Origin of the sequence: Saccharothrix xinjiangensis (genome assembly GCF_039527585.1) — a bacterium.
Lineage (GTDB): Bacteria > Actinomycetota > Actinomycetes > Mycobacteriales > Pseudonocardiaceae > Actinosynnema > Actinosynnema xinjiangensis.
The window spans coordinates 1-21,571 of the sequence record NZ_BAAAKE010000042.1; the positions used below are offsets into that span (position 1 = coordinate 1).

The following is a 21,571-nucleotide window of genomic DNA, read 5'->3' on the forward strand; positions in this document are numbered from 1 at the left end:
TGCACTCGTGAGGGTGTGGGAGAGTAGGACGCCGCCGAACATTCTTTCCCTCAGGGGCACCCGCGAGCCGGGTGCCCCTGAGGGCTTTTTGCGTTCAGGACAACCGGCTGTACCAGGCCGTTCAGAACAACCGGCGTTCACGACAGCCGGGCAACGATGGCGTCACCCAGCGCGGTGCCCGAGAGCCACGCGGTCTGGACCCTCGGGGACCCCCAGGCATCTCCGGCGATGCCGACCATCTCGTCCCCGAGGTGGAACGGCGCGTCCCCTGCTTCGCTGGGGCGGGCGAACGTCCACCGGCGCACGTGGACCCGCACAGCGGCTCCCGGCAGCTCCAGCAGGTTCCGCACGGCCGACTCGATCTCGTCACCGGCGGCCAGGGCGTCGGCCACGTACTGCTCGGCGAAGGCGTCACCGGTGTGCGCGACGAGCACGGGCGCGTTGTCGCCGCGCCGGCTGCCGTCGTCGAACAGGGTGGTCAGGACCGGGTGGTCGTTGACGAAGGCGCCGCGGAAGTCCGGCCAGGTCCGCTCCTCATACACCAGCGTGGCGGTCAACGACGGCAGCCACGCCTGCCGACCGGCCGCGCTCCGGGCCTCGCGCAGGTTCGGGTCGAGCAGTCGCAGCGCCTGGGGGCCGGGCATGGCGAGGACGACGGCGTCGACCGCGGAGCCGTCCACGCGCGGTCCGGGTTCGACCCACTCGACCGGGCTGGAGGTCGTCACGGCCAGGTCGGAAGCGAGGTCCTCGACCAGGGACCGCAGCCCGCCCTCCGCCGCCCACCGCACGGGGCCCGTGGTCCACGAGGAGCCGTCGGCGGAGTGCACGGCGAAGGTGTCCGTCCACTCGCGGGCGAGGCCGGCTCGCCTCCACCGCTCCGCGACGGCGGCGAACCGGGGGTCCGACACGGTGAAGTACCCGGCTCCGATGTCTGATCGCCGCCCGTCGTAGCGCTTGGTCGCCATCCGGCCGCCGACGACGTGGGCGCGTTCGACGACGCTGACCTCCGCTCCCGCGTCGACCAGCACCCGCGCGCACGCCACGCCCGCGATCCCCGCGCCCACCACCACTACCCGCACGGCCGGTCCTCCTGGCAAGACGTCACGTTCCGGTGAGCAGGACCGCTGATCGGGCGATGCGCCCGAGGCGTGCGGGTGACGGAGCATTCCCGCGCCGGATCCGTCCTTACCGTAGCCGCACGAGCGCTGATCCGTGGGCGGGGAGGTCTTCCAGTGCCGTGGCGATCGCGCGTACGAGGCAGCAGGAGCAACCGGAGCAGCAGGCGGGGCAGGCACGCGCGTCCCGGTCGTGCTTCCCTGTCGCGGATGTGGGCGCCCGCGGCGCTCGCCCTGGTGCTGTTCACCGCGCTGGTCCTGCTCCTGCTCACCTACGCGTGACCGACCGGTTCACTCCACCGGATCAAGGGAGACCGGTTCGAGGGAGCCGGTGGGGAAGCGGCGCTCGTTGCGCTCGACCTTGGCGAACGCGGCCTCGACCAGGTCCACGTCGAGCTTGTCGGCCAGCCGCACGAGGTAGTGCACGACGTCGGCCAGCTCGTCACGCACGTTCCAGGCCAGCTCGGGGTCCTCCATGGCGCGGGCGGCCTCCTCGGGGGTGAGCCACTGGAAGAGGTCCGTCAGCTCACCGACTTCCCCGGACAACGCCATCACGAGGTTCTTCGGCGTGTGGTACCGGTCCCAGTCCCGGGCGGCGGCGAACCGGCGCAGGGTGTCCCGCAGGTCTTCCAGGCCGTTCTTGCCGGTCTTGCCGGCGGAGTCGTCCGCACCGGCGGAGTCGCCCGCGCCCGCAGTGTTGTTCATGCCCGCAGAGCTACCACACGGTGGTCGCTGGGCCGCACGCCGCGCACCCGCTTGAACGCGGTGCTGAACGCGAACCCGTCGGCGTAGCCGACCGCGCGGGCCACCGAGGCGACCGTGGCGCCGGGTCTGGTCAGCAGGTCGGCGGCGAGGTCCATGCGCCACTCGGTGAGGTAGGTCAGCGGCGGCACGCCGACCAGCGCGGTGAACCGCCGGGCCAGCGCCGCCCGTGACACCGTGGCGCGCGCGGCGAGCTCCGCGACGGTCCACGCGCGCTCGGGGGCGTCGTGCAGCGCCCTCAGCGCCGGTCCCACGACGTCGTCGCCCAGCGCCCGGTACCAGGTGGGCGCGTTCGCCTCGGGGCGGTCGAACCACTCGCGCAGCGCGAACACCAGCAGCACGTCGAGCAGCCGGTCGAGCACGATGTCCTGGCCCGGCCGGTCCTTGGCGACCTCGGCGGCCAGCAGGTCCAGCGCCGGGCACGGCCCGCCCTCGCACGGCACCACGAACGCGTTCGGCAGGGCGTTGAGGAGGCGGTCGGAGACGCTGCCCTCGACCTCGTAGCTGCCGGTGATCACCGCGGCGTCGTCGTCGGACCCGAACCCGTAGGTGCGGGTGCCGATCCGCCAGCGCTCGCAGTCGGGTTCGCCGACCGAGATCTGCGGTGCCAGGCCGGGGTCGTCGGCCAGCACGAACCGCTGCGGGCCGCGGGCCAGGCCGATGTCGCCCGGTCGCATGAGGAGCCGGGCGCCGTCCTCGGCGAGCAGCCACGTGTCGCCGCGGGTGGCGGCGACGAGGGTCAGCGGCGCGGTGGCCGCGTACTCCAGCGACCACGGCGGCGAGGCGAACGAGCGGCACACCAGGGCGCCGTGGGCGTGCACGCCGCGCAGCAGGTCGGTGAGAGCGTCCACGTAGACGATTGAACATGGTTCGTCGACTTTGAGCCATGTCCGCCGACGCCCGTGGTTGATTGGCTGGGCGCATGACGATCCTGGTTATCGGAGCCACCGGCAAGACCGGCCGCCGCGTCACCGCGGCCCTCGACGCGCTCGGCGTCGACCACCGCCCCGCCTCGCGCAACTCGGAGGTCCGCTTCGACTGGTTCGACGACACCACGTGGGAGCCCGCGCTGGCGGGTGCCACCGCCGTGTACCTGGTGCCGCCGGCGCTGACGCTGGACGACGCCGAGGTGGCCGCGTTCGTGCCGCGCGCGGTGGCGGCGGGCGTGCGGCGGTTCGTGGCGCTGTCGGCGCGGGGCATCCCGGAGGACGACGGGCGGGAGCGGGCCGTGCGGGAGTCCGGTGTGGACTGGACGGTGCTGCGGCCGACGTGGTTCTCGAACAACTTCAGCGAGGACTTCTTCCTGGCGCAGGTGCTGGGGGGCGAGGTCGTGCTGCCCGCGGGCGGCGACGGCGCGCACCCGTTCATCGACGCGCAGGACATCGCGGACGTGGCGGTGGCGGCGCTGACGCAGGACGGGCACGCGGGCGTGGTTTACGAGCTGTCGGGACCGGAGGCGCTGACGTTCTCGTCGGTGCTGCGGCAGATCGGGGAGGCGTCGGGTCGCGAGCTGCGGCTGGTCGACGTGCCGCCGGCGGCGTTCACCGCGATGCTGGTCGACGGCGGTATCGCGCCCGCTTACGCCGAGGTGCTGACCGAGTCGTTGGTCGCGATCCGCGACGGGCACGACGCGCACCTGTCCGACGGGGTGCCCGCGGTGCTGGGCCACGACGGGCGGTCGTTCGCCGACTACGTCAAGGGCGCGTCCGCGGCCTGGGCCTGAGCCGGCGGGTGCTCCTCGTCGGGCCGGCCCCGGCCAGTCCTCGACGAGATCCGGTCCCGGACGAGGGGCTAGTCCCGGACGAGGGCGAGGCGCGGCCTCGGCAGCTCGGCGCGGTCGCCCTGCCCGGGCAGGGCGGTCAGGACGAGCCCGAACACCAGCCCGTTCAGCTCCTCCACGTCCAACAGCAGGTCACGCGCCACCCGGTGCGGCGTGGTGCCCTGCTCGCGCAGGGCCCGGAAGACCTTGGCCAGCAGCTGGGACGTCTCGCGGCGGTCCCCGTCACCCGGCCGGCGGGCCAGCTGCCGGCACACCGCCGCGTACTGGGCGGGGCTCAGCAGTCCCAGGTCGCGCAGGCGGTGGGCGAGGGTGAGGGGGTCGACGTGCCAGGTGGCGGCGTGCGCGACGACCTGCTCGGTGAGCGCGCCCCTGGGCACCGAGGCCAGGACGCCGGCGCGGGGCAGCAGGAAAGCGGTCGCGAACGCGTCCACGTCGTCGACCCCGACGAGCCTGCCCAGCTCGCGAGCGGTGTCGACGCGGGTCCGGGCGGGCGCGGTGGTCGGGTCGAGGAAGACGTAGGGCGTGCCGTCGTGGCGGCAGGAGAACGGGCCCGCCGCGGCGCAGTCCGGTGGCAGCGAGAACACCCGCACCCCGTGCGCCTCCAGCAGGTGGACCATGTTCGGCGCAGGGCGGTGGGGCAGGCCCCAGCGGGCGCGCAGCATCCCGGCCGCGGTCTCCGGGTCGGGCTGCTCCCACGTCGGCACGTCCGCCTCGGGCAGGGTGAACGCGCCGGCCAGCCAGCCGGCGAAGCCGATGGCCAGGCGGGCCGCGCCGGTGGCCGCGTCCCGCTGCCGCCGCGCCGCGGGCCTGCTGAACGCGACCTCGACCTCGGGCACGTCCCCGGCTTCCAGGAAGGCGGGCGGGAAGCCGAGGGCGGCGGCCAGCCTGGCGGTGGTCGCGGGTCGGGGTCGGCGGCGGCCGCGCTCGTAGTCGCCGATGCTCGCCGGGCTCGTGCCGGCCTTGTGCGCCAGTTCCACCGCGGTGAGACCGCGCCGGGTGCGGGCGAGGGCGAGGCGCGACGGCGTGAACATGATCGCGCCATTCTCGCACTACCGCTCCGGCGCGACGGTCACCTGCGCCCGTCGCCCCGGCGTGGCGCCGACCTCGGCCTGTCGCTCCAGCCGGGCGGCGACCTCGGCCTGGTGCTCCAGCGAGGTGGCGGCCCCGCCTGTCGCCCCAGTCAGGCGGCAGCCTCCGCCTGGCGCTCCAGCAAAGCGGCAGCCTCCGCTTGGCGCTCCAGCGAGACGGCGGCCCCACCTACCGCTTCAACGTCACGGTCACCTCCACGTCGTCCGGCGCGTCGGCGCCCCGCGGCGTCGGCAGCGGCCCGAAGACCAGCGGCGGCAGCGTGATCCGGCTGGCCCAGCGGTCGACGACCTGGCCCTGCGGGGTCGGTTCGGGCTGGGCGACCTCGCGGAGCACGACCAGCCGGTCGCCCACCTGGTGCGGGTAGGTGACCAGGAACCACAGCTTCTGCTCGTGGGTGTGCAGCGAGTCGAACAGCGTGAACTGGTCGCGGTCGTTGCCGCGCATCATCGCCGCGATCGCCGGGCCCTTGGCGTAGTCGCTGCGCAGCGGCGCGCCGGCCGTGCCGGTGTGGCGGTTGCCCTGGAGGGTGCCGAGCACGACCGGTGCGGTCGGGTGCTGGACGAGGCCCGCGTTCCACTTGTCGACCCTGGTCCAGCCCTCGTTGACGAGGATCTCCCGCAGCTTGCCGACGCGGTGGATCCAGTCGAGCAGCCCGGCGCCGTTGGTCGGCCCGAGGGGAGGCGCGGAGGCCCGCGCGTCCACGCCCGCCCAGATCGCCTCGTCCAGGTGGTCGACGCGCAGGCCGAGTTCGGCGAGCCGCGCGTGGTGGTCCGCGGTCAGCTCGGCGGCGTTCGACATCTGCATGACCCGCACGGTAACCGCGACCACCGACAATTCCGGGTTGGCGGGTTCGCGGACCCGCCGATCTGCGGCCCGGGTGACAGGATGGGGTCATGGACGCGAGCGGCAGGGACGGTCGCGGCCCTCGTCACGCGTCGCAAGGGCGCCGCGGCGGTCGTGGCGCGACCCGCAGCGCCGGGGACCACCCGGAGCGCGACCACGCGACTTTCTCGGCGCTGTTGGAGGGCGACGCGGAAGACCTCTACGACAACGCGCCGTGCGGCTACCTGTCCACGATGCTCGACGGGCGGATCGCGAAGGTGAACGGCACCCTGCTGCGCTGGCTCGACTACGAGCGGGGTGAGCTGGTGGGGCGGCGGTTCGCGGACCTGCTCAACGTCGGCGGCAGGCTCTACCACGAGACGCACCTCGCGCCGCTGCTGAGGATGGGGGGCGAGGTGCGCGGCGTGGCGCTGGAGATGGTCGCCGCCGACGGCACGCGGCTGCCGGTCCTGGTGAACTCGGTGGTCAAGTCGAGCCCCGACGGGCAGCCGCTGCTGATCCGCACCACGGTCTTCGACGCCGGTGACCGCCGGTCCTACGAGCGGGAGCTGCTGCGGGCCCGGCGGCAGGCCGAGGACGAGCGCGACGAGGTCCGGCAGCTCGCGACGACCCTCCAGCGCACCCTGCTGCCGCCGAGGCTGCCGGACATCCCGGGCATCGAGCTGGCCGCCCACTACCACCACGCGTCGCCGTACCAGGTGGGCGGCGACTTCTACGACGTGTTCCCCCTCGCGGACGGCAGGTGGGGCCTGTTCCTGGGCGACGTGTGCGGCAAGGGCGCGAAGGCGGCGGCGGTGACGTCGCTGACCCGCTACGCCCTGCGGTCGGCGGCCGTGTACGACCCCGACCCGGTCGCCGTGCTGAACAACCTCAACACCGTGCTCAACCAGGAGCAGGACGAAGGCGTGTCCCGCTTCTGCACGGTCACCTTCGGCGTCCTGGCCACCGACGGTCAGGGCTGCGACCTGGCCCTGGCGGCCGGCGGCCACCCGCCCGGCCTGCTCCTGCGGGCCGACGGCACCGCCCGGTACGTGGAGGTGCCGGGCGGCCAACTGGTCGGCGCCCTGCCCGACGCGGTGATGGCGGGCGTCGACGTGCGCCTGTCCGAGGGCGACACGTTCGTCCTGTACTCGGACGGCATCACCGAGGCCAGGACCGGGCCGGGCACCCGGTACGAGGAGGAGGCGCTGCTGGAGTTCGCGGCCGGCATCGCCCCCACCACGGCGGCGGGGGCCGTGGAGGCGATCGAGGGCCTGCTCGCGGAACTCGGCGAGGGCGTCGAAGACGACACGGCGGTGCTGGCGGTGGGCGTGCCGCGCCGGGGGTGACGGTCGTCCTCGGTGGTGGGACGGAGGTTTCCGCCCCCTCCGCCCGGAGCGCGGAAGCTCCGCGTGCCGGGTTCAGCGCCCGTGCCACACCGGGTGCATGTGGCGACGCCGTTCGTCCGGCGCTTCCTCGGTCTCGAACAGGTCGTCGGCGCTGCGGTAGGCGCAGCAGGCGACCGATTCGCGGACCTTGCCGTGCGTGGACAGGCTCTTGGCCTCGATCACCGCGGTTTCCGAGCCGTCGCGGTAGTACAGGTCGGCCCGCTCGCCGGTGGGGGTGACGAAACTGGTCATCTCGACGTCGGAGCGGAAAACCCGGTACCGGCCGACGAGTTGGGCCTCAACCCGCTCGTGCGCGACTTTCCGCGCGGCGATCTCGCGCCAGACCACGTCCACGTGCGCCCGTTCCACCGGGACGACCCGCGTCCGCGCCCCGATGAGTCGGCCAGGGCCTTGTCGTGACGCGGGGTGGCGCCCCAGAACCGCGCCCTGCCGGAGGGGGTGGGGCGAGCACCGGGCAGCACCCGCCCCACCTCCGTCAGGGCGGTGTCATCACGCCTCCCACACCTGGACGGCTCGGATCACGAACGGCGCATCCGGCACGTAAGTGCCCTTGCCCGGGTAGGTCGTGAACTCCGCCTCCGTCGAGCAGGTGACCCCCTGGTACACCGACGTGTCCCGGGTCAGGAGGTTGACGAACGACCTGGCCACGAAACCGCCGGGCAGGGGTATGCACTCGCCCGGGTTGGCCGTTTCCAGGTCCAGTCGGTGCGCCTGGCCCTGGTAGTCGGCGCCCGACCACGCGCAGAACTCGCCCCGGTCGCACTCGGGGGCGGCCTGGGTGGCGGAAGCGGTGCCGCTGGTCAGGAGGGTGGTGGCGATGAGGGCTGTGATCGTCTTCATGGCACCAGGTTCCACAAGCCGGGCCGTCTTGTCGCGATCTTGGCCCCTCGTTCACCGGTACGTGTCGTTCAGGCCGCACGGCGCTTCAACCTGCGCAGTTGCCCCTCCAGGTAGGGCCGCGCCCGGCGTTGGCCGCCCCTGGTGGCGATCGCCCCGGCCAGCGCGGTCAGGACCTTGACCACCCGGTCGGCGTCCGGGCGCCAGCCGCGCCGCTCGCACTCGGCCAGCCAGTCCGACGGGGACAGGTGGCCCCGCTCGCGGTTGCAGCGCCGGCAGGCCGCCACCTCGTTCTCCAGCCACGACGGGCCGCCCTTGACCCTCGGGACCAGGTGGTCCGTGGTGGGGGTGACCCGGTCGTCGAACGGGCGGCGGCACCACGTGCAGTCGCCGCCGTCGCGGGCGGTGGCCAGCGCCAGGCGGGTGGCGCGGTCCGGGAGCAGGTCAGCCATGGGCCAGGCGCGCGGCGAGCCGGACGGCGTCGTGCGGGGCCGCCGCGTCCGTGTCGTTGTCGAAGTACGCGTACACGTCGTGGTCCGCCGACCACGCGCGCACCCGGTCCGCCCACCCGTCGAGCTCCGCGTCGGTGTAGCTGCCGTGGTAGAGCGACTGGTTGCCGTGCAGGCGCAGGTAGGCGAAGTCGGCCGTCACGTCCTCCAGGTACGGGTACGTGCCCGCCGAGTGGGACACCACCAGGCCGATGCCGTGGGCGCGGAGCAGGTCCGGGAACCCCGGGTCCAGGAACGTCGGGTGCCGGACCTCCAGCGCGTGCCGCAGCGGGCGGTCGGCGTCGGTGGTGGTCCACGTCCGCTCCTCCGGCAGGCGCTCGTCGTGGTGCCCGGCCAGCTTGGCGGCCTCCTCGGTGGTGCGGGGGAGCAGGTCGAAGAACGTGGCCAGGCGCTCGGGGTCGTAGGCGAGCCTCGGCGGCAGCTGCCACAGGAAGGGGCCCAGCTTCCCCTCCAGGGCCAGGACGCCGGACGCGAAGAAGTTCGCCAGCGGCACCTCCACGTCGCGCAACTGCTTGAGGTGCGTGATGAAGCGCCCGCCCTTGACCGCGAACACGAAGTCGCCCGGTGTCTGCGCCGCCCACGCCCGGTAGCTCGACGGCCGCTGCAACGAGTAGAACGAGCCGTTCAGCTCGACCGACCCCATCCGGCGCGAGAGGTGTTCCAGCTCCCGCCGCTGCACGAGGCCCTCCGGGTAGAACGCGCCGCGCCGCCAGTAGGGGTACACCCACCCCGATGTCCCGATCCGCACCTCTCCGGCCATGGCGCACGGGTACCCCGCTTGACCTCCACCGCACTCGATGGTGGAGGTTCCCCCCATGGACGACCGCAAGATCGACACCTATCTCGACCGGATCGGGGCCACGCGCACCGCCACCGTCGCCGAACTGCACGAGCGGCACCTCCGCGCCGTGCCCTTCGAGAACCTGGACATCCACCTCGGCGAGGAGATCGTCCTCGACGAGGACCGGCTGGTCGACAAGATCGTCCACCGCCGCCGGGGCGGGTTCTGCTACGAGCTCAACGGCGCGTTCGCCGCCCTGCTCAGGGCTCTCGGCCACGACGTCGAACCGCTGGCCGCCAAGGTGTTCGCCGACGGCGCCTACGGCCCGCCGTTCAACCACATGGCCCTCCGCGTCGGCGACCTGCTCGTCGACGTCGGCTTCGGGCGGTTCTTCCTGCGGCCCCTCGACCTGCGCAGCCGGGAGGACCAGCACGACCCGGCCGGGGTGTTCCGGCTGGTCGACGCGCCGGAGGGCGACGTGGACGTGCTGTTCGACGGCGAGGTCCGGTACCGGCTGGAGCTGCGGCCCCGCGAGCTGGCGGAGTTCCGGCCGGCCTGCTGGTACCAGCAGACCTGGCCCGGCTCGCCGTTCCGGCGCGGCACGACGTGCTCGCGGCCCACGCCCACCGGCCGCGTCACCATCGCCGACCACGAGCTGATCACCACCGACGCCGCCGGCAAGCACGTCGAGCAACTGGACGACGAGGCCCTGCTCGCCGCCTACGCCGAGCACTTCGGCATCGGGCTGGACCGGGTGCCGGGGCTCAGCTGACCCGTTCCACCAACGCCAGGGCGTCGTGCGGCGCGGCGCCGCGCATCGTGTTGTCGAAGTACACGTACACGTCGCGGTCCCGCGCCCACTCCCGCACCCGCGCCGCCCACCGGTCCAGCGCCGCATCGGTGTAGGCGCTGGTGTAGAGCTCCCGGTCGCCGTGCAGCCGCACGTACACGAAGTCCGCCGTCACCTCCGCCGGCTCCGGGAACCGGCCCGCCGACTCGGCCACGCACAGCGCGACGCCGCGCTCGGTCAGCATCCGGACCAGCTCGGGGTCGTCCCAGCTCGGGTGCCTGATCTCCAGCGCGTGCCGCACCGGCGGGCCGGGCAGCAGGTCCAGGAACGCGGCCAACCGCTCGGCCCGCCACGGCAGGGTCGGCGGCAGCTGCCACAGCACCGGCCCCAGCTTCGAACCCAGGTCGAGCACCCCGGACGCGTAGAACTCGGCGACGTCCCGGTCCACGTCCTCCAGGCGCTTGTGGTGGGTCACCTCGCGGTGGCCCTTGACCGCGAACACGAAGTCCTCCGGCACGCGCTCGAACCAGGACTTGTAGTCGGTCGGCCTGCGCAGGCCGTAGAAGGTGCCGTTGATCTCCACGCTGTCGAGCCGGTTGGCCAGGAACTCCAGCTCCGTGCGCTGCGGCAGGCCGCGCGGGTAGAAGTCGCCGCGCCACTCGGGGAAGTGCCAGCCCGACGTGCCCACCCTGATCGCGCCCACGCTGACCGAGGTGCCCCGGAACGGCCCTGGTGAAACGTGCCTTTCACCCGGGCGACTCCCACCCGGAACACCCTGCGCGCCCCAAGCCCCGGCTCATGGCGGCGGTCATCCTGGATGCGGGGTGAGGCGAGCTGCTCGGGGCGACCCGGGACGGGCCGAGCACGACGTCGAAGACCTGCACTCATTGCGGTGGTCACAACAAGAAGCCCTGACTTAACAACTGACAGCAATCAAAATCTGTCAGCCCACATCTGTCCGACAGGATCCGGCTGTCACGATCTGTCAGGTGAGATTTGTCCGCCCAGGGGCCGGCACGTCAGAACCCGGCGCCGTCCAGCGCGCCCGTGACCACCCGGTCCACTCGCGCCTGCTGGGGGTCCCGGGCCAGGGCCTCGGTGCACGGGCAGCCCGCGAGGTCGCTGCCGCACAGGTACACGCCCAGCACGCGCAGGCTGCGCGCGGTCTGCCGCAAGCGTGCCGCGCCCCGCAACCGCACCTGCCCGTACACGGCCTTCGCCAGCTGGTAGGGCGCGCCGGGCCCCAGGTCCACGCACGCCTGGCTGTCCAGCTGCTCGGCGACGTGCGCGATGGGTCGGCACCCGCAGGCCCGCACCGACCGCACGAGCCGCTGGTCGAGCTTGGCGACCAGCCTCCGGGCCACCTCGTCGCGCCACCTCCGGTCGGTGCGCAGGAAGGTGACCAGCTCCTCCACCCGAAGGGGGTCGGGGTGCGGGCGTCGGGCACGTGACCTGAGGCGATGAGGGCTCATGCCACCCAACATCAGGGCTGGTAAACGGTGCGGCGCCGGCTTCACCCGACTGCGCGCCCGGCTGTAGCCGGACGCACCAGCGGGCGGACACCCGGTGTCAGGGGCGCACCAGCTGCTCGCACTCCTCCACGGTCACGCTCCGGCGCGCCACCAGGGTTGCCGGCGAGCCCGAAGCGGACCCGGTAGTGCTTCCGGAAGGTGTCGAACGTCTGGCTCACCGCGCCGTACCCGGCGACGCGCCGACACCCAGCCGCTGGAAGCCGCCCGGGGCGCGGTGGGCGTCCCGAAGCCGCCGTCAACGCCACCGAGCCCGGCCGCGACGTGCGACCGGGCTCGGTGACGGGACTGGACTGGACTCGCCGCTACACCGGCACGGAGGCGACGCCCGGCGCCAGGAAACGCTTGCCCGTCACCTTCTCCGAGATGCCCGCGCGGTCCAGGTACGGGGTGATGCCGCCCAGCCAGAACGGCCAGCCCGCGCCGAGGATCATGCACAGGTCGATGTCCTGCGCCTCGGCCACCACGCCCTCGTCGAGCATGACGCGGATCTCCTCGGCCATCGCCTCCAGCGCCCGGGAGGCGACCTCCTCGCCGGTCGCCGGGTGGTCGCCGGACCGCCACAGCTCCCGCACCTCGGGGTCGACGGTCTGCTTGCCCGTCGCGTCCCACTGCCACACCGCGGCCTTGCCCGCCTCGACGAACCGCTTCATGTTCTCCGACACGCCGAAGCGGTCGGGGAACGCGCGGTGCATCGTCTCGGCCACGTGCAGCGCCACGGGCGGCCCGACGAGCTGGAGCAGCACCAGCGGGGACATCGGCAGGCCCAGCGGCTCGGTGGCCTTGTCCGCCACCTCGAACGGCGTGCCCTCGTCGATGGACTTGACGACCTCGCCCATGAACCGGGTCAGCAGCCGGTTCACCACGAACGCGGGCGCGTCCTTGACCAGCACCGACGACTTCTTCAGCTGCTTGCCGACCGCGAACGCGGTGGCCAGGGTGGCGTCGTCGGTCCGGTCGGCGCGCACGATCTCCAGCAGCGGCATGACCGCCACCGGGTTGAAGAAGTGGAACCCGACGACCCGCTCGGGGTGCTTCAGGCCCGCGGCCATCTCGGTGATCGACAGCGACGACGTGTTGGTCGCCAGCACCGCCTCGGCCGAGACGTGCTCCTCGACCTCGGCGAACACCTGCTGCTTGACGCCCAGGTCCTCGAACACGGCCTCGATGACGAAGTCCGCGTCGGCGAACGCCGCCTTGTCCAGCGAGCCGGTCACCAGCGCCTTGAGGCGGTTGGCCTGGTCCGGCGACACGCGCTTCTTGCCGAGCAGCTTGTCGATCTCGCCGTGCACGTACCCGACGCCCTTGTCCACGCGCGCCTGGTCGACGTCCGTCAGCACGACGGGCACCTCCAGCCGCCGCGCGAACAGCAGCGCCATCTGGGAGGCCATCAGGCCCGCGCCGACGATGCCGACCTTGGTCACCTTGCGCGCCAGCGACTTGTCCGGCGCGCCCGCGGGCCGCTTGGCCCGCTTCTGCACCAGGTTGAACGAGTACAGCCCGGCCCGCAGCTCGTCGCTCATGACGACGTCGGCCAGCGCCTCGGACTCGGCCGCGTAGCCGCGGTCGAGGTCGTTCTCGCGCGCCAGCTCCAGCAGCTCCAGGGCCTTCAGCGCGCCCGGCGCGGCGCCCTTGGTGCGGCCCTCGACGATGGCGCGGGCCCGCGCCACGGCGGCGTCCCAGCCCTCGCCGCGGTCGATCTCCCGGCGCGCGGGCGTGACGTCGCCGCGCACCACGGAGGCCAGCCACAGCAGCGACTGCTCCAGGTAGTCCGCGGAGTCGAACAGCACGTCGACGATGCCCAGCTCCAGCGCCTGCGCGGGCTTGAGCATCTTGTTCTGGTTCAACGCGTTCTCGAAGATCACGGTGACCGCGTCGTTCGCGCCGATCAGGTTGGGCAGCAGCTGCGTGCCGCCCCAGCCCGGGAACAGGCCCAGGAACACCTCGGGCAGCGCGATGGCCGCCGCGTTGGCCGCCAGGGTCCGGTAGTGGCACGACAGCGCCAGCTCCAGGCCGCCGCCCATGACCGCGCCGTTGACGAAGGCGAAGGTCGGGACGTCCGACTCGGTGAACTTGCGGAACACCTCGTGCCCGAGCTCGCCGATCGCCAGCGCCTGCGAGCGCTCGGACGCGCCCTCGACGGCTGACAGATCCGCGCCGACGGCGAACACAAAAGGTTTGCCCGTCACCGCGATGGCCACCGGCTTCGCCGCGGCGGCCTCGTCGAACGCCTGCCCCAGGCTCACCAGGGACTGCGGGCCGAACGTGGACGGCCTGGTGTGGTCGTGGCCGTTGTCGATGGTGATGAGGGCGACCTGGCCGGTCAGGCCCGGCACGGGCACGAGCCGGGTCCTGGCCGTGGTGACGACCTCGTCGGGGAACAGGGCCTTGGCCTCGTCGGCGGTCAACGCGGTCACTTGTTCTCCCCGTTCCAGTGCGGGTTCTCCCAGATGACGGTGCCGCCCATGCCGATGCCGATGCACATCGTGGTGATGCCGTAGCGCACGTCCGGGCGCTCGGCGAACTGCCGCGACAGCTGCGTCATCAGGCGCACGCCGGAGGAGGCGAGCGGGTGGCCGGTGGCGATCGCGCCGCCCCACTGGTTGACCCGCGGGTCGTCGTCGGTGATGCCGAAGTGGTCGAGGAAGGCGAGCACCTGCACGGCGAACGCCTCGTTGATCTCGAACAGGCCGATGTCGTCGATGGTCAGGCCGGCGCGCTTGAGGGCCTTCTCGGTGGCGGGCACCGGGCCGACGCCCATGACCTCGGGTTCGACGCCCAGGAACGAGTAGCCGACCAGGCGCATCCCGACCGGGAGGCCCAGCTCCCGCGCGGTCTCCTCCTCGGCGAGGATGCAGCCGGTCGCGCCGTCGTTCAGGCCCGCCGCGTTGCCCGCGGTGACGCGGCCGTGCGGGCGGAACGGGGTCTTGAGCTTGGCCAGGTCCTCGACCGTGGTGCCGGGGCGCGGCGGCTCGTCGGCGGTGGCCAGGCCCCAGCCGTGCTCGGCGGAGCGGGTGGCGACCGGGACCAGCTCGGGGCCGATCTTGCCGTTCTTCACCGCGTCGGCGTACTTGGCCTGCGAGGCGGCGGCGTAGGCGTCGGCGCGCTGCTTGGTGATGGCCGGGAACCGGTCGTGCAGGTTCTCCGCGGTGGAGCCCATCACCAGGGCCGACGGGTCGACGATCTTGTCGGACAGGAACCGCGGGTTGGGGTCGACGCCCTCGCCCATCGGGTGGCGGCCCATGTGCTCGACCCCGCCCGCGATCACCACGTCGTAAGCGCCGAACGCGATGCCGCTGGCCGAGGTGGTCACGGCGGTCATGGCGCCCGCGCACATGCGGTCGACCGCGTAGCCGGGCACGGACTTCGGCAGGCCCGCGAGCAGCGCCGCGGTGCGGCCGATGGTCAGGCCCTGGTCGCCGATCTGCGTGGTGGCCGCGATGGCCACCTCGTCGACCCGCTCCGGGGGCAGTTCGGGGTGGCGCCGCAGCAGCTCGCGGATCACCTTGACGACCAGGTCGTCGGCACGGGTCTCCGCGAAGATTCCCTTGGGGCCGGCCTTGCCGAACGGCGTGCGAACCCCGTCCACGAAGACCACGTTGCGAACGCGTGCCGGCGCTACTGGTGCGGCCACGGCGTCTCCTCTCCTACCGATCGGTAACACAACTCTAGCCCCAGTTACTGGCGGGTAACCACGGTGGTGGCCCTGTCGGGTGTGTCACAGCGCGCCCGGATGAGGAGGAAGACCGCGAAACCGAACGGGGAGAGGATGATCGTGAACACCAGCAGCGGGCCCATGAGCAGCGGGTTCAGGCCCAGCCTGCGGCTCTCCCGGTACATCCACGCCCCGATCAGCAGGTCCCACGCCAACACCTGCGCCCACACCGCCGAGGCGCCCCACGACGTGCCCAGGAACTCCCGCAGCTCACCCAGCTCCGGGCTGCTCATCGTGGCCCACAGCTCGGGCAGGTGCCCGGCGACCAGGGCGGTGTAGACGACCAGCGGCGGCGCCGCGATCAGCGGCGAGGAGACGATGCGCGGCGTCCACGCCCAGGTCGGCGCGAAGACCATCAGTCCCCAGAACGGGACGGTGAGCCAGAACGTGATCTCGAACAGGAACCCGGTCACGCGGCCACCGCCTCTCGCTCGCCCCGAGGCTCCTCGGGTCGCTCCGGCTGTGCCGGCCCTCCTGGCCGCTGCGGCTCCTCCGGTCGCCGCGCCCGCAGCGCCGGCGCGCCCGCCCCGACGGTCCAGGTCACCACGGCCAGCGCGCCCAGCGCGGTGAGCAGGTCCGGTCGCAGCAGCGGCTGGCCGCGCAGCGCCTGCCAGGTGACCAGGGCCATCAGGCCCGCGTAGCCGATCGCGACCACCCAGGCGAACGGGCGGTTCGCGCGGCGGCGGAACAGGATCACGGCCAGCGGGATCACCTGGAGGGCGTGGATGCCGACGAAGTGCGGGACCCGCAGGTCACCGCCCGTGGTGTTCCAGCCGGTCACCGGCATCTGCGGGCCGCCGGACGGCACGCCGACGCTGTGCGAGCCCACGATGCCGGCGGCCATCTCCCCGGCGTCCACGTTCATGGTCATCAGCATGCCCAGGGCCAGGCCGACCAGGGACAGGGCCAGGCCGAGCCGGATCGCCGCGCCCGCCGTGCGGTCGCCGAAGCGGGTGAAGGCCAGCACCGCGGAGATCACCGCGTGCATGACCCACAGGAGCATGATCGAGATTGCCATGACGTCCCACAGCGCCTCGTCGAACGGCGTGGCGACGTTGAAGTGGCTCCGCTCGCCCCGGACCACCTGGCCGACGATGGCCACCATCTCGACCGCGGCGCAGGCGGCGATGACGGCGCCCGCCCACCAGGCGGTGCGGCGGAAGCGGGTGGCGAAGGTCAGCATCCAGGCCAGTGTGACGCCGTAGAGGGCGAGGGACGCGCTGAACTTGAACGGTTTGAACCAGATCGGCGAGCCGACCAGAATCCGGTCGTCCACGACCATGCCGACCAGCGAGACGACGGCCAATGCGGTCATGAGCAGGGAGAGCGCCATCAGCGGCGGGTGCCACCGGAGCAAGCGGGCCATGTCGAACTCCTCGTATGGATAGCGGCACTTTCCACTATCGGATAGCTACAGTATCCATACTGAGGGGCCTTGGAGGAAGGGGCGCGTGTCCATGCGCATCGCGGAGTTGGGCCGGCGCAGCGGTGTGCCCGTGCCGACGATCAAGTACTACCTGCGGGAAGGGCTGCTGCCGGCCGGTGAGCTGACCAGCCCCAACCAGGCGCGCTACACCGACGCCCACCTGCACCGGCTGCGGCTCGTGCGGGCGCTCGTCGAGCTGGGCGGCCTGTCGATCGCCGCGGTCCGCGACGTGCTCGGGGCGCTGGACGACCCCGACATGTCGCTGCACAAGGCGATGGGCACGGTGTCGGCCGCGGTGGCGCCGCCGGACGTCGACGTGTCCGACGAGGTGGCCCACGAGCAGGCGCGGGCGTTCGTGGAGCGGCAGGGCTGGGACTGCCCGCCGGACTCGTACGCGTTCAAGGCGCTGGTCGGCGTGCTGACCACGGCGCGCGAGGTCGGGCAGCACCGGTTCGTCGACCTGCTGGACGGCTACGCGCGGGCCTGCGCCCAGCTGGCCGAGGTCGACCTGGACTACGTGCTGCGGATGGCCTCGAAGGACGAGGCGCTGGAGGGCGTCCTCCTGGGCACGTTCCTGGGTGACGCGACCGTCGCCGCCGTGCGTGCCATGGCCCGCCGCGAGGTCTCCGAACGCCACGCGGCCTCAGAGGGCTGAACCCGTCCGGACCGCAGGACACGCGATGCCCGACCGGACGACACGCGATACCGGAGTGGACGACACGCGATACCGGAGTGGACGACACGCGGTACCGGACCGAAGGACACGCGCGAAGCCCGGGTTCGGGTTCGGCGTGTCCTCCGGTCAGGTGTCGCGTGTCCTCCGGTCCGGCACTGCGAGTTCTCCGGTCCGGCACCGCGAGTTCTACGTCGGGGCCGGGGTGCCGAGGGCCTCGGAGAGGGCGGTGGCGGTCAGGTTGACCTGCCAGTTGCGGGCGCCCGCCTCGCGCAGGGTCTCGGCCACGCCGGCGGGGGTGGTGTCGGCCGGCGGCTGCCAGCAGGTGCGCCGCACCAGGTCCGGCAGCAGCAGGTTCTCCACGGGCAGCGTGTTGGCCTCCGCGACGGCGGTCAGCGCCGCGCGGGCGGCGGACAGGCGGGCGGCGGCGGCCGGGTCCTTGTCCGCCCAGCGGTTGGGCGGCGGCGGGCCGTCGTGCTGCTGTGCGGCCTCGGGCAGCTCGGCCCGGGGCAGGGCCGCGGCGCGTTGGAGCGCGCCCAGCCACACGCCGACCATGCGTCGTTGCGCCCGGCCGCGGAAGACGGGCAGGGCGAGGAGGGACTGCTCGTCCGCCGGGTTGCGGAAGGCGGCCTCGACCAGCGCCGAGTCCGGCAGCACCCGGCCCGGCGCGATGTCGCGTTCCCGGGCGAGGGCGTCACGGGCCTCCCAGAGGGAGCGCACCGCGGCCAGCTGCCTCGGGTTGCGCATCCGGTGGATCCCCGACGTGCGGCGCCACGGCTCCGCGCGCGGGCGCGGCGGGGGAGCCGTGCGGGCGGCCTCGAACTCCTCGAGCGCCCACTCCAGCTTCCCCTGCCGCTTGAGCTCCTGTTCGAGCACGTCACGCAGCTCGACCAGCAGTTCGACGTCGAGCGCCGCGTAGTTCAGCCACTCGGCGGGAAGGGGTCGGCGCGACCAGTCGGCCGCGCCGTGCCCCTTCTCCAGCCTGTAGCCCAACAGCCGCTCGACGAGCGTGCCCAGCGCCACCCGCTCGAAACCGGCCAGCCTGCCCGCCAGCTCGGTGTCGAACAACGCGCTCGGACGCAGCCCGAGTTCGGCGAGGCACGGCAGGTCCTGCGACGCTGCGTGCAACACCCACTCGGTCCCGTCCAGCGCCTCGACCAGCGGGTCGAGCCGACCGCCCAGGGCGATCGGGTCGACCAGCACGGTCCCGGCGCCTGCCCGGCGCAACTGCACCAGGTAGGCCCGTTGCGAGTAGCGGTAGCCCGAGGCTCGCTCGGTGTCCACCGCGACCGGACCCGTCGCCCCGGCGAGCGCGTCAGCGGCACGCCGGAGCGACGGAGCGTCGGCGACCACGGGTGGCACCCCGTCAGCGGGTTCCACCAGCGGCACCGGATCAGCCCCGGTTGGTTCGGTTGGCTCGTCGGAGGGTACGTCCACGGCGGAAGACCCTACGACGAACGCACCACTCGCGGGTGTGTTCGGCCGGTTCAGTGCGGTAACCCGCCTCAGCGGATCACGCCGGCGCGCATGGCCAGCGCGACCATCTGAGCCCGATCCCCGGTGCCCAGCTTGCGCCCGATCCGCGACAGGTGTGACTTCACCGTCAGCGCGGAAAGGCTGAGCGCTTCGCCGATCTCCTTGTTGCTCTGGCCATCGGCGACCAGCTGGAGGACCTCGACCTCACGCGCGGACAACTCCCGCGGCGTGTTGTCGGTGCCCGGCACCCTCGTGCCCGCGGCGAGCACGGGCGCGACGCTCGGGTCCGCGTAGACGCCGCCGTCGAGGACCCGGCGCACCCCGTCGGTGACCACCATCGGCGAGGCGGACTTCAGCAGGTACGCCTGAGCGCCCGCCTGGAAGGCCGACCTGACCGCGTAGGGGTCGTCGGAGGACGCGAGGACCACGATGCGGGGCCAGCCCTGGGCACGGAGTTCCGTGACCAGGTCGATGCCGGTGCCATCCGGCAGACCCAGATCGAGGATCGCGAGATCACACGGTCCGGTTGCGAGTGCCCGCGCCCGAGCCTCCGCGACCGAAGCCGCCTCATGCACTGTCCCGGCTCCCATCTGGGTGAGCCGAGCGCTTATCGCCTCCCTCAGCAGCGGGTGGTCGTCGACCACCAACACCGAAAAAAGCTCCTCCCGCGGGTGCGGGACCATGTTCGCCGGCAACGAGCCGGCTGGCGTGGTACGAACGGCCTGACCTAAGCCGACGGCAGCCACGTCACTACCTCCCTGGAGTCGGTCGTGCCCCCCGACCGGCACCGGGACTTTCGTCCAATCAGCCGCGCCACTGATCGACCGAAAGTGGTGTCGTCTGGGGCAGCGTAGCCGCCCAAGCGGGTCTACGGGACGATCAATCGGGTATCTATCCCGAATGAGTTGTCACTGATGGCTCTCGTTGTCACACGATCGGTGGACAACTCGATCGGTCGCGTAACGCGAACCGTTCTCATGACGACATCTAGGAGTTGCCCGTGGCGAGCACCACAGGTCGACGCCGGGCCGAGGAACTGCTGGCCCGGGTGCCTCTCGTCGACGGCCACAACGACCTGCCGTGGGCGCTGCGCGACCTCGCCGCCGCCGCACAATTCAGTGAAAAGTCAACGGCGGGTGATCCGGCCGCGAGCGCCTCGGTCGTCGACCTGACGACGCGCCAGGAGGCGTTGCAGACCGACCTGGTGCGCGCCCGGGAGGGCCGGTTGGGGATGCAGTTCTGGTCCGTCTGGGTCCCGTGCCGGCTGACGGGCGACGCAGCCGTCACCGCCGTGCTGGAGCAAGTGGAGTTGGTCCACGACCTAGCCGCACGCTACCCCGCCCACCTCCGCCTGGCCACCACCGCCGACGAGGCCGAACGGGCGTTCGCCGACGGGCGGATAGCCTCCCTGATCGGTGCGGAGGGCGGACACTCCATCAACGGCTCGCTGGGCGTCCTGCGGGCGTTGCGCAGGCTCGGCGTGCGCTACATGACCCTCACCCACAACGAGAACACCCCGTGGGCCGACTCGGCCACCGACGAACCCGCCCACGGCGGCCTGACCGGCTTCGGGCGCGAGGTCGTGCGGGAGATGAACCGCATCGGGATGCTGGTCGACCTGTCCCACGTCGCCCCGTCCACCATGCGCGACGCCCTGGACGCCACCTCGCGGCCGGTCGTGTTCAGCCACTCGTCCTGCCGCGCCGTCGCCGACCACCCCCGCAACGCCCCTGACGACGTCCTGGAACGCCTGAAGGGCAACGGCGGCGTCCTCATGATCACCTTCGTCCCCCAGTTCGTCTCCGCGCCCTACGCCGCCTGGGACGCCCGCCTCAAGGAGGCCATGGACGCGGCGGGGGAGAGCCACAACGACCTGGAGGCCCGCCACCGGTTCGCCGCCGGCCGGCCGGAGCCGACCCCGCGGGTGACCGTCGACGACGTGGTGGCGCACCTGGAGCACGCCCGCGAAGTGGTCGGGATCGACCACATCGGGCTCGGCGGCGACTACGACGGCGTGCCCCGCCAACCGGAGGGCATGGCGGACGTCTCCTGCTACCCCGACCTGTTCGCGGCACTGCTCGACCGCGGGTGGAGCGAGGACGACTGCGCCAAGCTCGCGGGCCACAACATCCTGCGCGTGCTCCGCGACAACGACGACTGACCGATGGCAGACAGCAGAAAACAGACAGCGGAAAACAACTGACAACTGACAGACGACAACTGACAGACGACAGATGACTGTCAGTGGATGGTGGCTGACAGCTGACAGCCGATGTGCGGCGACCAGGGGGTTACCGCAGCGAGGTCACGCCGATCGGGGGGAGTCCGACGGCCGTGGCCATCAGGTCGTAGAACGCCGTGCCGTGCGCCGACAGGTCCTCCGTGCGGGCCGTCCACGACGCCCGCAGCTCCAGGTCGTCGGTGCGCGCCGGGCCCGCGATGTCGCCGAACCGGGCCGAGGACGTCTGGGTCACCGTGCCGCCCAGGGCCAGGAACCCCGCGCCCGCCACCTCCAGCGCCTCGGACAGCCACGACCAGCCGACCTCCGGCAGCAGCGGGTCGGCGGCCAGTTCGGCGTCCAGCTCCACCCGCACGTAGGCGACCAGCCGGAACACCCCGGACCACGCCTCGACGCCGTCCGGGTCGTGCAGCAGCACCAGTCGCCCGGTGGACAGCTCGTCGCCGGGCCCGGTCACCTCGGCGGTCAGCGCGAAGGCCCAGGGCGCCAGCCGCTGCGGCGGGCGCACCTCGGTCAGCTCCAGCTCGGGCCGGGTCCGCACCGACCTGAGCGTCGCCACCGCACGCCGGAACAGTTCGGGCTCCGTCACACCACGGACTGTAGGCCTCCCGGCGGCGCG

General features: G+C 72.7%; 24 protein-coding genes. 6 read left to right on the forward strand and 18 right to left on the reverse strand.

Annotated features, from left to right (window positions below; genetic code table 11):
- Positions 1–137: 137 nt before the first annotated feature.
- Positions 138–1,079 (reverse strand): NAD(P)/FAD-dependent oxidoreductase, encoded by a 942-nt coding sequence (locus tag ABD223_RS40665; RefSeq protein ID WP_344043177.1) that lies wholly within the window; start codon positions 1,077–1,079, stop codon positions 138–140.
- Positions 1,080–1,232: 153 nt separating this feature from the next.
- Here ABD223_RS40665 and ABD223_RS40670 point away from each other — a divergent pair, with 153 nt between their 5' ends.
- The gene (locus ABD223_RS40670) at positions 1,233–1,397 is read left to right on the forward strand and encodes a hypothetical protein (RefSeq protein ID WP_344043179.1); all 165 of its coding nucleotides are present in this window, start codon (positions 1,233–1,235) and stop codon (positions 1,395–1,397) included.
- 9 nt (positions 1,398–1,406) lie between these two features.
- Here the strand turns inward: ABD223_RS40670 and ABD223_RS40675 are convergent, their stop codons facing one another.
- Together ABD223_RS40675 and ABD223_RS40680 are read right to left on the reverse strand one after the other, a co-directional pair.
- A complete protein-coding gene (locus ABD223_RS40675) occupies positions 1,407–1,820 on the reverse strand; it encodes a nucleotide pyrophosphohydrolase (protein ID WP_344043181.1) in 414 nt (137 codons plus the stop codon).
- A complete protein-coding gene (locus ABD223_RS40680; RefSeq protein ID WP_344043183.1) occupies positions 1,817–2,728 on the reverse strand; it encodes an AraC family transcriptional regulator in 912 nt (303 codons plus the stop codon). Before ABD223_RS40680 ends, ABD223_RS40675 begins: the two co-directional genes overlap by 4 nt.
- Positions 2,729–2,799: 71 nt before the next feature.
- On the opposite strand from ABD223_RS40680, the gene ABD223_RS40685 reads away from it, so the two are divergent.
- Positions 2,800–3,600 carry an NAD(P)H-binding protein gene (locus tag ABD223_RS40685; protein WP_344043185.1) on the forward strand — a complete coding sequence of 267 codons (801 nt, stop codon included), beginning with the start codon at positions 2,800–2,802 and terminating at the stop codon, positions 3,598–3,600.
- 68 nt (positions 3,601–3,668) lie between these two features.
- Here the strand turns inward: ABD223_RS40685 and ABD223_RS40690 are convergent, their stop codons facing one another.
- Both ABD223_RS40690 and ABD223_RS40695 read right to left on the reverse strand, forming a co-directional pair.
- Complete coding sequence (locus ABD223_RS40690; protein ID WP_344043186.1) at positions 3,669–4,688, reverse strand: ImmA/IrrE family metallo-endopeptidase; 1,020 nt, start codon at positions 4,686–4,688, stop codon at positions 3,669–3,671.
- 226 nt (positions 4,689–4,914) lie between these two features.
- Positions 4,915–5,550, reverse strand: a complete 636-nt coding sequence (locus tag ABD223_RS40695) for a hypothetical protein (RefSeq protein WP_344043187.1) — start codon at positions 5,548–5,550, stop codon at positions 4,915–4,917.
- A gap of 89 nt (positions 5,551–5,639) precedes the next feature.
- Here ABD223_RS40695 and ABD223_RS40700 point away from each other — a divergent pair, with 89 nt between their 5' ends.
- On the forward strand, positions 5,640–6,917 hold the full coding sequence (locus ABD223_RS40700; protein ID WP_344043189.1) for a PP2C family protein-serine/threonine phosphatase: 1,278 nt from the start codon (positions 5,640–5,642) through the stop codon (positions 6,915–6,917).
- 72 nt (positions 6,918–6,989) lie between these two features.
- Here ABD223_RS40700 and ABD223_RS40705 read toward each other — a convergent pair whose 3' ends face one another.
- The 4 genes from ABD223_RS40705 to ABD223_RS40720 all read right to left on the reverse strand — a co-directional run bounded on the left by ABD223_RS40705 (position 6,990) and on the right by ABD223_RS40720 (position 9,083).
- Entirely contained in the window at positions 6,990–7,325 is a 336-nt protein-coding gene (locus tag ABD223_RS40705) for a hypothetical protein (protein WP_344043191.1), read from the reverse strand.
- Between the two features lie 141 nt (positions 7,326–7,466).
- Positions 7,467–7,817: a peptidase inhibitor family I36 protein gene (locus ABD223_RS40710; RefSeq protein WP_344043193.1), complete on the reverse strand. Its 351-nt coding sequence runs from the start codon at positions 7,815–7,817 to the stop codon at positions 7,467–7,469.
- Positions 7,818–7,885: 68 nt separating this feature from the next.
- A complete protein-coding gene (locus ABD223_RS40715) occupies positions 7,886–8,266 on the reverse strand; it encodes an HNH endonuclease (protein WP_344043195.1) in 381 nt (126 codons plus the stop codon).
- A complete protein-coding gene (locus ABD223_RS40720) occupies positions 8,259–9,083 on the reverse strand; it encodes a DUF72 domain-containing protein (RefSeq protein ID WP_344043197.1) in 825 nt (274 codons plus the stop codon). Before ABD223_RS40720 ends, ABD223_RS40715 begins: the two co-directional genes overlap by 8 nt.
- 55 nt (positions 9,084–9,138) lie before the next feature.
- Here ABD223_RS40720 and ABD223_RS40725 point away from each other — a divergent pair, with 55 nt between their 5' ends.
- A complete protein-coding gene (locus ABD223_RS40725) occupies positions 9,139–9,876 on the forward strand; it encodes an arylamine N-acetyltransferase family protein (RefSeq protein ID WP_344043199.1) in 738 nt (245 codons plus the stop codon).
- On the opposite strand, the gene ABD223_RS40730 is transcribed toward ABD223_RS40725, so the two are convergent.
- From ABD223_RS40730 to ABD223_RS40755, 6 genes are all read right to left on the reverse strand, one after another.
- Positions 9,869–10,597: a DUF72 domain-containing protein gene (locus ABD223_RS40730; protein ID WP_344043201.1), complete on the reverse strand. Its 729-nt coding sequence runs from the start codon at positions 10,595–10,597 to the stop codon at positions 9,869–9,871. The two genes, ABD223_RS40725 and ABD223_RS40730, sit on opposite strands and share 8 nt — an antisense overlap.
- Positions 10,598–10,913: 316 nt before the next feature.
- Positions 10,914–11,309 (reverse strand): hypothetical protein, encoded by a 396-nt coding sequence (locus tag ABD223_RS40735; protein WP_344043203.1) that lies wholly within the window; start codon positions 11,307–11,309, stop codon positions 10,914–10,916.
- Between the two features lie 419 nt (positions 11,310–11,728).
- The gene (locus ABD223_RS40740; RefSeq protein ID WP_344043205.1) at positions 11,729–13,840 is read right to left on the reverse strand and encodes a 3-hydroxyacyl-CoA dehydrogenase NAD-binding domain-containing protein; all 2,112 of its coding nucleotides are present in this window, start codon (positions 13,838–13,840) and stop codon (positions 11,729–11,731) included.
- Positions 13,837–15,057, reverse strand: coding sequence for a thiolase family protein (locus ABD223_RS40745; protein WP_344043207.1), 1,221 nt, complete (start codon positions 15,055–15,057; stop codon positions 13,837–13,839). Before ABD223_RS40745 ends, ABD223_RS40740 begins: the two co-directional genes overlap by 4 nt.
- A gap of 44 nt (positions 15,058–15,101) precedes the next feature.
- Positions 15,102–15,551, reverse strand: coding sequence for an ABA4-like family protein (locus ABD223_RS40750; protein WP_344043209.1), 450 nt, complete (start codon positions 15,549–15,551; stop codon positions 15,102–15,104).
- Positions 15,548–16,504 (reverse strand): hypothetical protein, encoded by a 957-nt coding sequence (locus ABD223_RS40755; protein WP_344043211.1) that lies wholly within the window; start codon positions 16,502–16,504, stop codon positions 15,548–15,550. The genes ABD223_RS40750 and ABD223_RS40755 overlap by 4 nt, the downstream gene beginning before the upstream one ends.
- Positions 16,505–16,595: 91 nt before the next feature.
- On the opposite strand from ABD223_RS40755, the gene ABD223_RS40760 reads away from it, so the two are divergent.
- A complete protein-coding gene (locus tag ABD223_RS40760) occupies positions 16,596–17,219 on the forward strand; it encodes a MerR family transcriptional regulator (RefSeq protein ID WP_344043268.1) in 624 nt (207 codons plus the stop codon).
- Between the two features lie 207 nt (positions 17,220–17,426).
- On the opposite strand, the gene ABD223_RS40765 is transcribed toward ABD223_RS40760, so the two are convergent.
- The gene (locus ABD223_RS40765) at positions 17,427–18,674 is read right to left on the reverse strand and encodes an HRDC domain-containing protein (protein ID WP_344043213.1); all 1,248 of its coding nucleotides are present in this window, start codon (positions 18,672–18,674) and stop codon (positions 17,427–17,429) included.
- Between the two features lie 68 nt (positions 18,675–18,742).
- A complete protein-coding gene (locus ABD223_RS40770; RefSeq protein WP_015099292.1) occupies positions 18,743–19,459 on the reverse strand; it encodes a response regulator in 717 nt (238 codons plus the stop codon).
- A gap of 254 nt (positions 19,460–19,713) precedes the next feature.
- Between ABD223_RS40770 and ABD223_RS40775 the strand changes: the two genes are divergently transcribed.
- Complete coding sequence (locus tag ABD223_RS40775; protein ID WP_344043215.1) at positions 19,714–20,874, forward strand: dipeptidase; 1,161 nt, start codon at positions 19,714–19,716, stop codon at positions 20,872–20,874.
- A gap of 130 nt (positions 20,875–21,004) precedes the next feature.
- Here ABD223_RS40775 and ABD223_RS40780 read toward each other — a convergent pair whose 3' ends face one another.
- Positions 21,005–21,541, reverse strand: coding sequence for a DUF3000 domain-containing protein (locus tag ABD223_RS40780; protein WP_344043217.1), 537 nt, complete (start codon positions 21,539–21,541; stop codon positions 21,005–21,007).
- Positions 21,542–21,571: the final 30 nt, after the last annotated feature.

What these genes read in the sequence shown, in the direction of transcription:
- ABD223_RS40675 (WP_344043181.1), bottom strand. Translation starts at nt 1,820, where the DNA reads ATGAACAACACTGCGGGCGCGGGCGACTCCGCCGGTGCGGACGACTCC.
- ABD223_RS40685 (WP_344043185.1), top strand. Translation starts at nt 2,800, where the DNA reads ATGACGATCCTGGTTATCGGAGCCACCGGCAAGACCGGCCGCCGCGTC.
- ABD223_RS40690 (WP_344043186.1), bottom strand. Translation starts at nt 4,688, where the DNA reads ATGTTCACGCCGTCGCGCCTCGCCCTCGCCCGCACCCGGCGCGGTCTC.
- ABD223_RS40695 (WP_344043187.1), bottom strand. Translation starts at nt 5,550, where the DNA reads ATGCAGATGTCGAACGCCGCCGAGCTGACCGCGGACCACCACGCGCGG.
- ABD223_RS40700 (WP_344043189.1), top strand. Translation starts at nt 5,640, where the DNA reads ATGGACGCGAGCGGCAGGGACGGTCGCGGCCCTCGTCACGCGTCGCAA.
- ABD223_RS40710 (WP_344043193.1), bottom strand. Translation starts at nt 7,817, where the DNA reads ATGAAGACGATCACAGCCCTCATCGCCACCACCCTCCTGACCAGCGGC.
- ABD223_RS40715 (WP_344043195.1), bottom strand. Translation starts at nt 8,266, where the DNA reads ATGGCTGACCTGCTCCCGGACCGCGCCACCCGCCTGGCGCTGGCCACC.
- ABD223_RS40720 (WP_344043197.1), bottom strand. Translation starts at nt 9,083, where the DNA reads ATGGCCGGAGAGGTGCGGATCGGGACATCGGGGTGGGTGTACCCCTAC.
- ABD223_RS40725 (WP_344043199.1), top strand. Translation starts at nt 9,139, where the DNA reads ATGGACGACCGCAAGATCGACACCTATCTCGACCGGATCGGGGCCACG.
- ABD223_RS40755 (WP_344043211.1), bottom strand. Translation starts at nt 16,504, where the DNA reads ATGGCCCGCTTGCTCCGGTGGCACCCGCCGCTGATGGCGCTCTCCCTG.
- ABD223_RS40760 (WP_344043268.1), top strand. Translation starts at nt 16,596, where the DNA reads ATGCGCATCGCGGAGTTGGGCCGGCGCAGCGGTGTGCCCGTGCCGACG.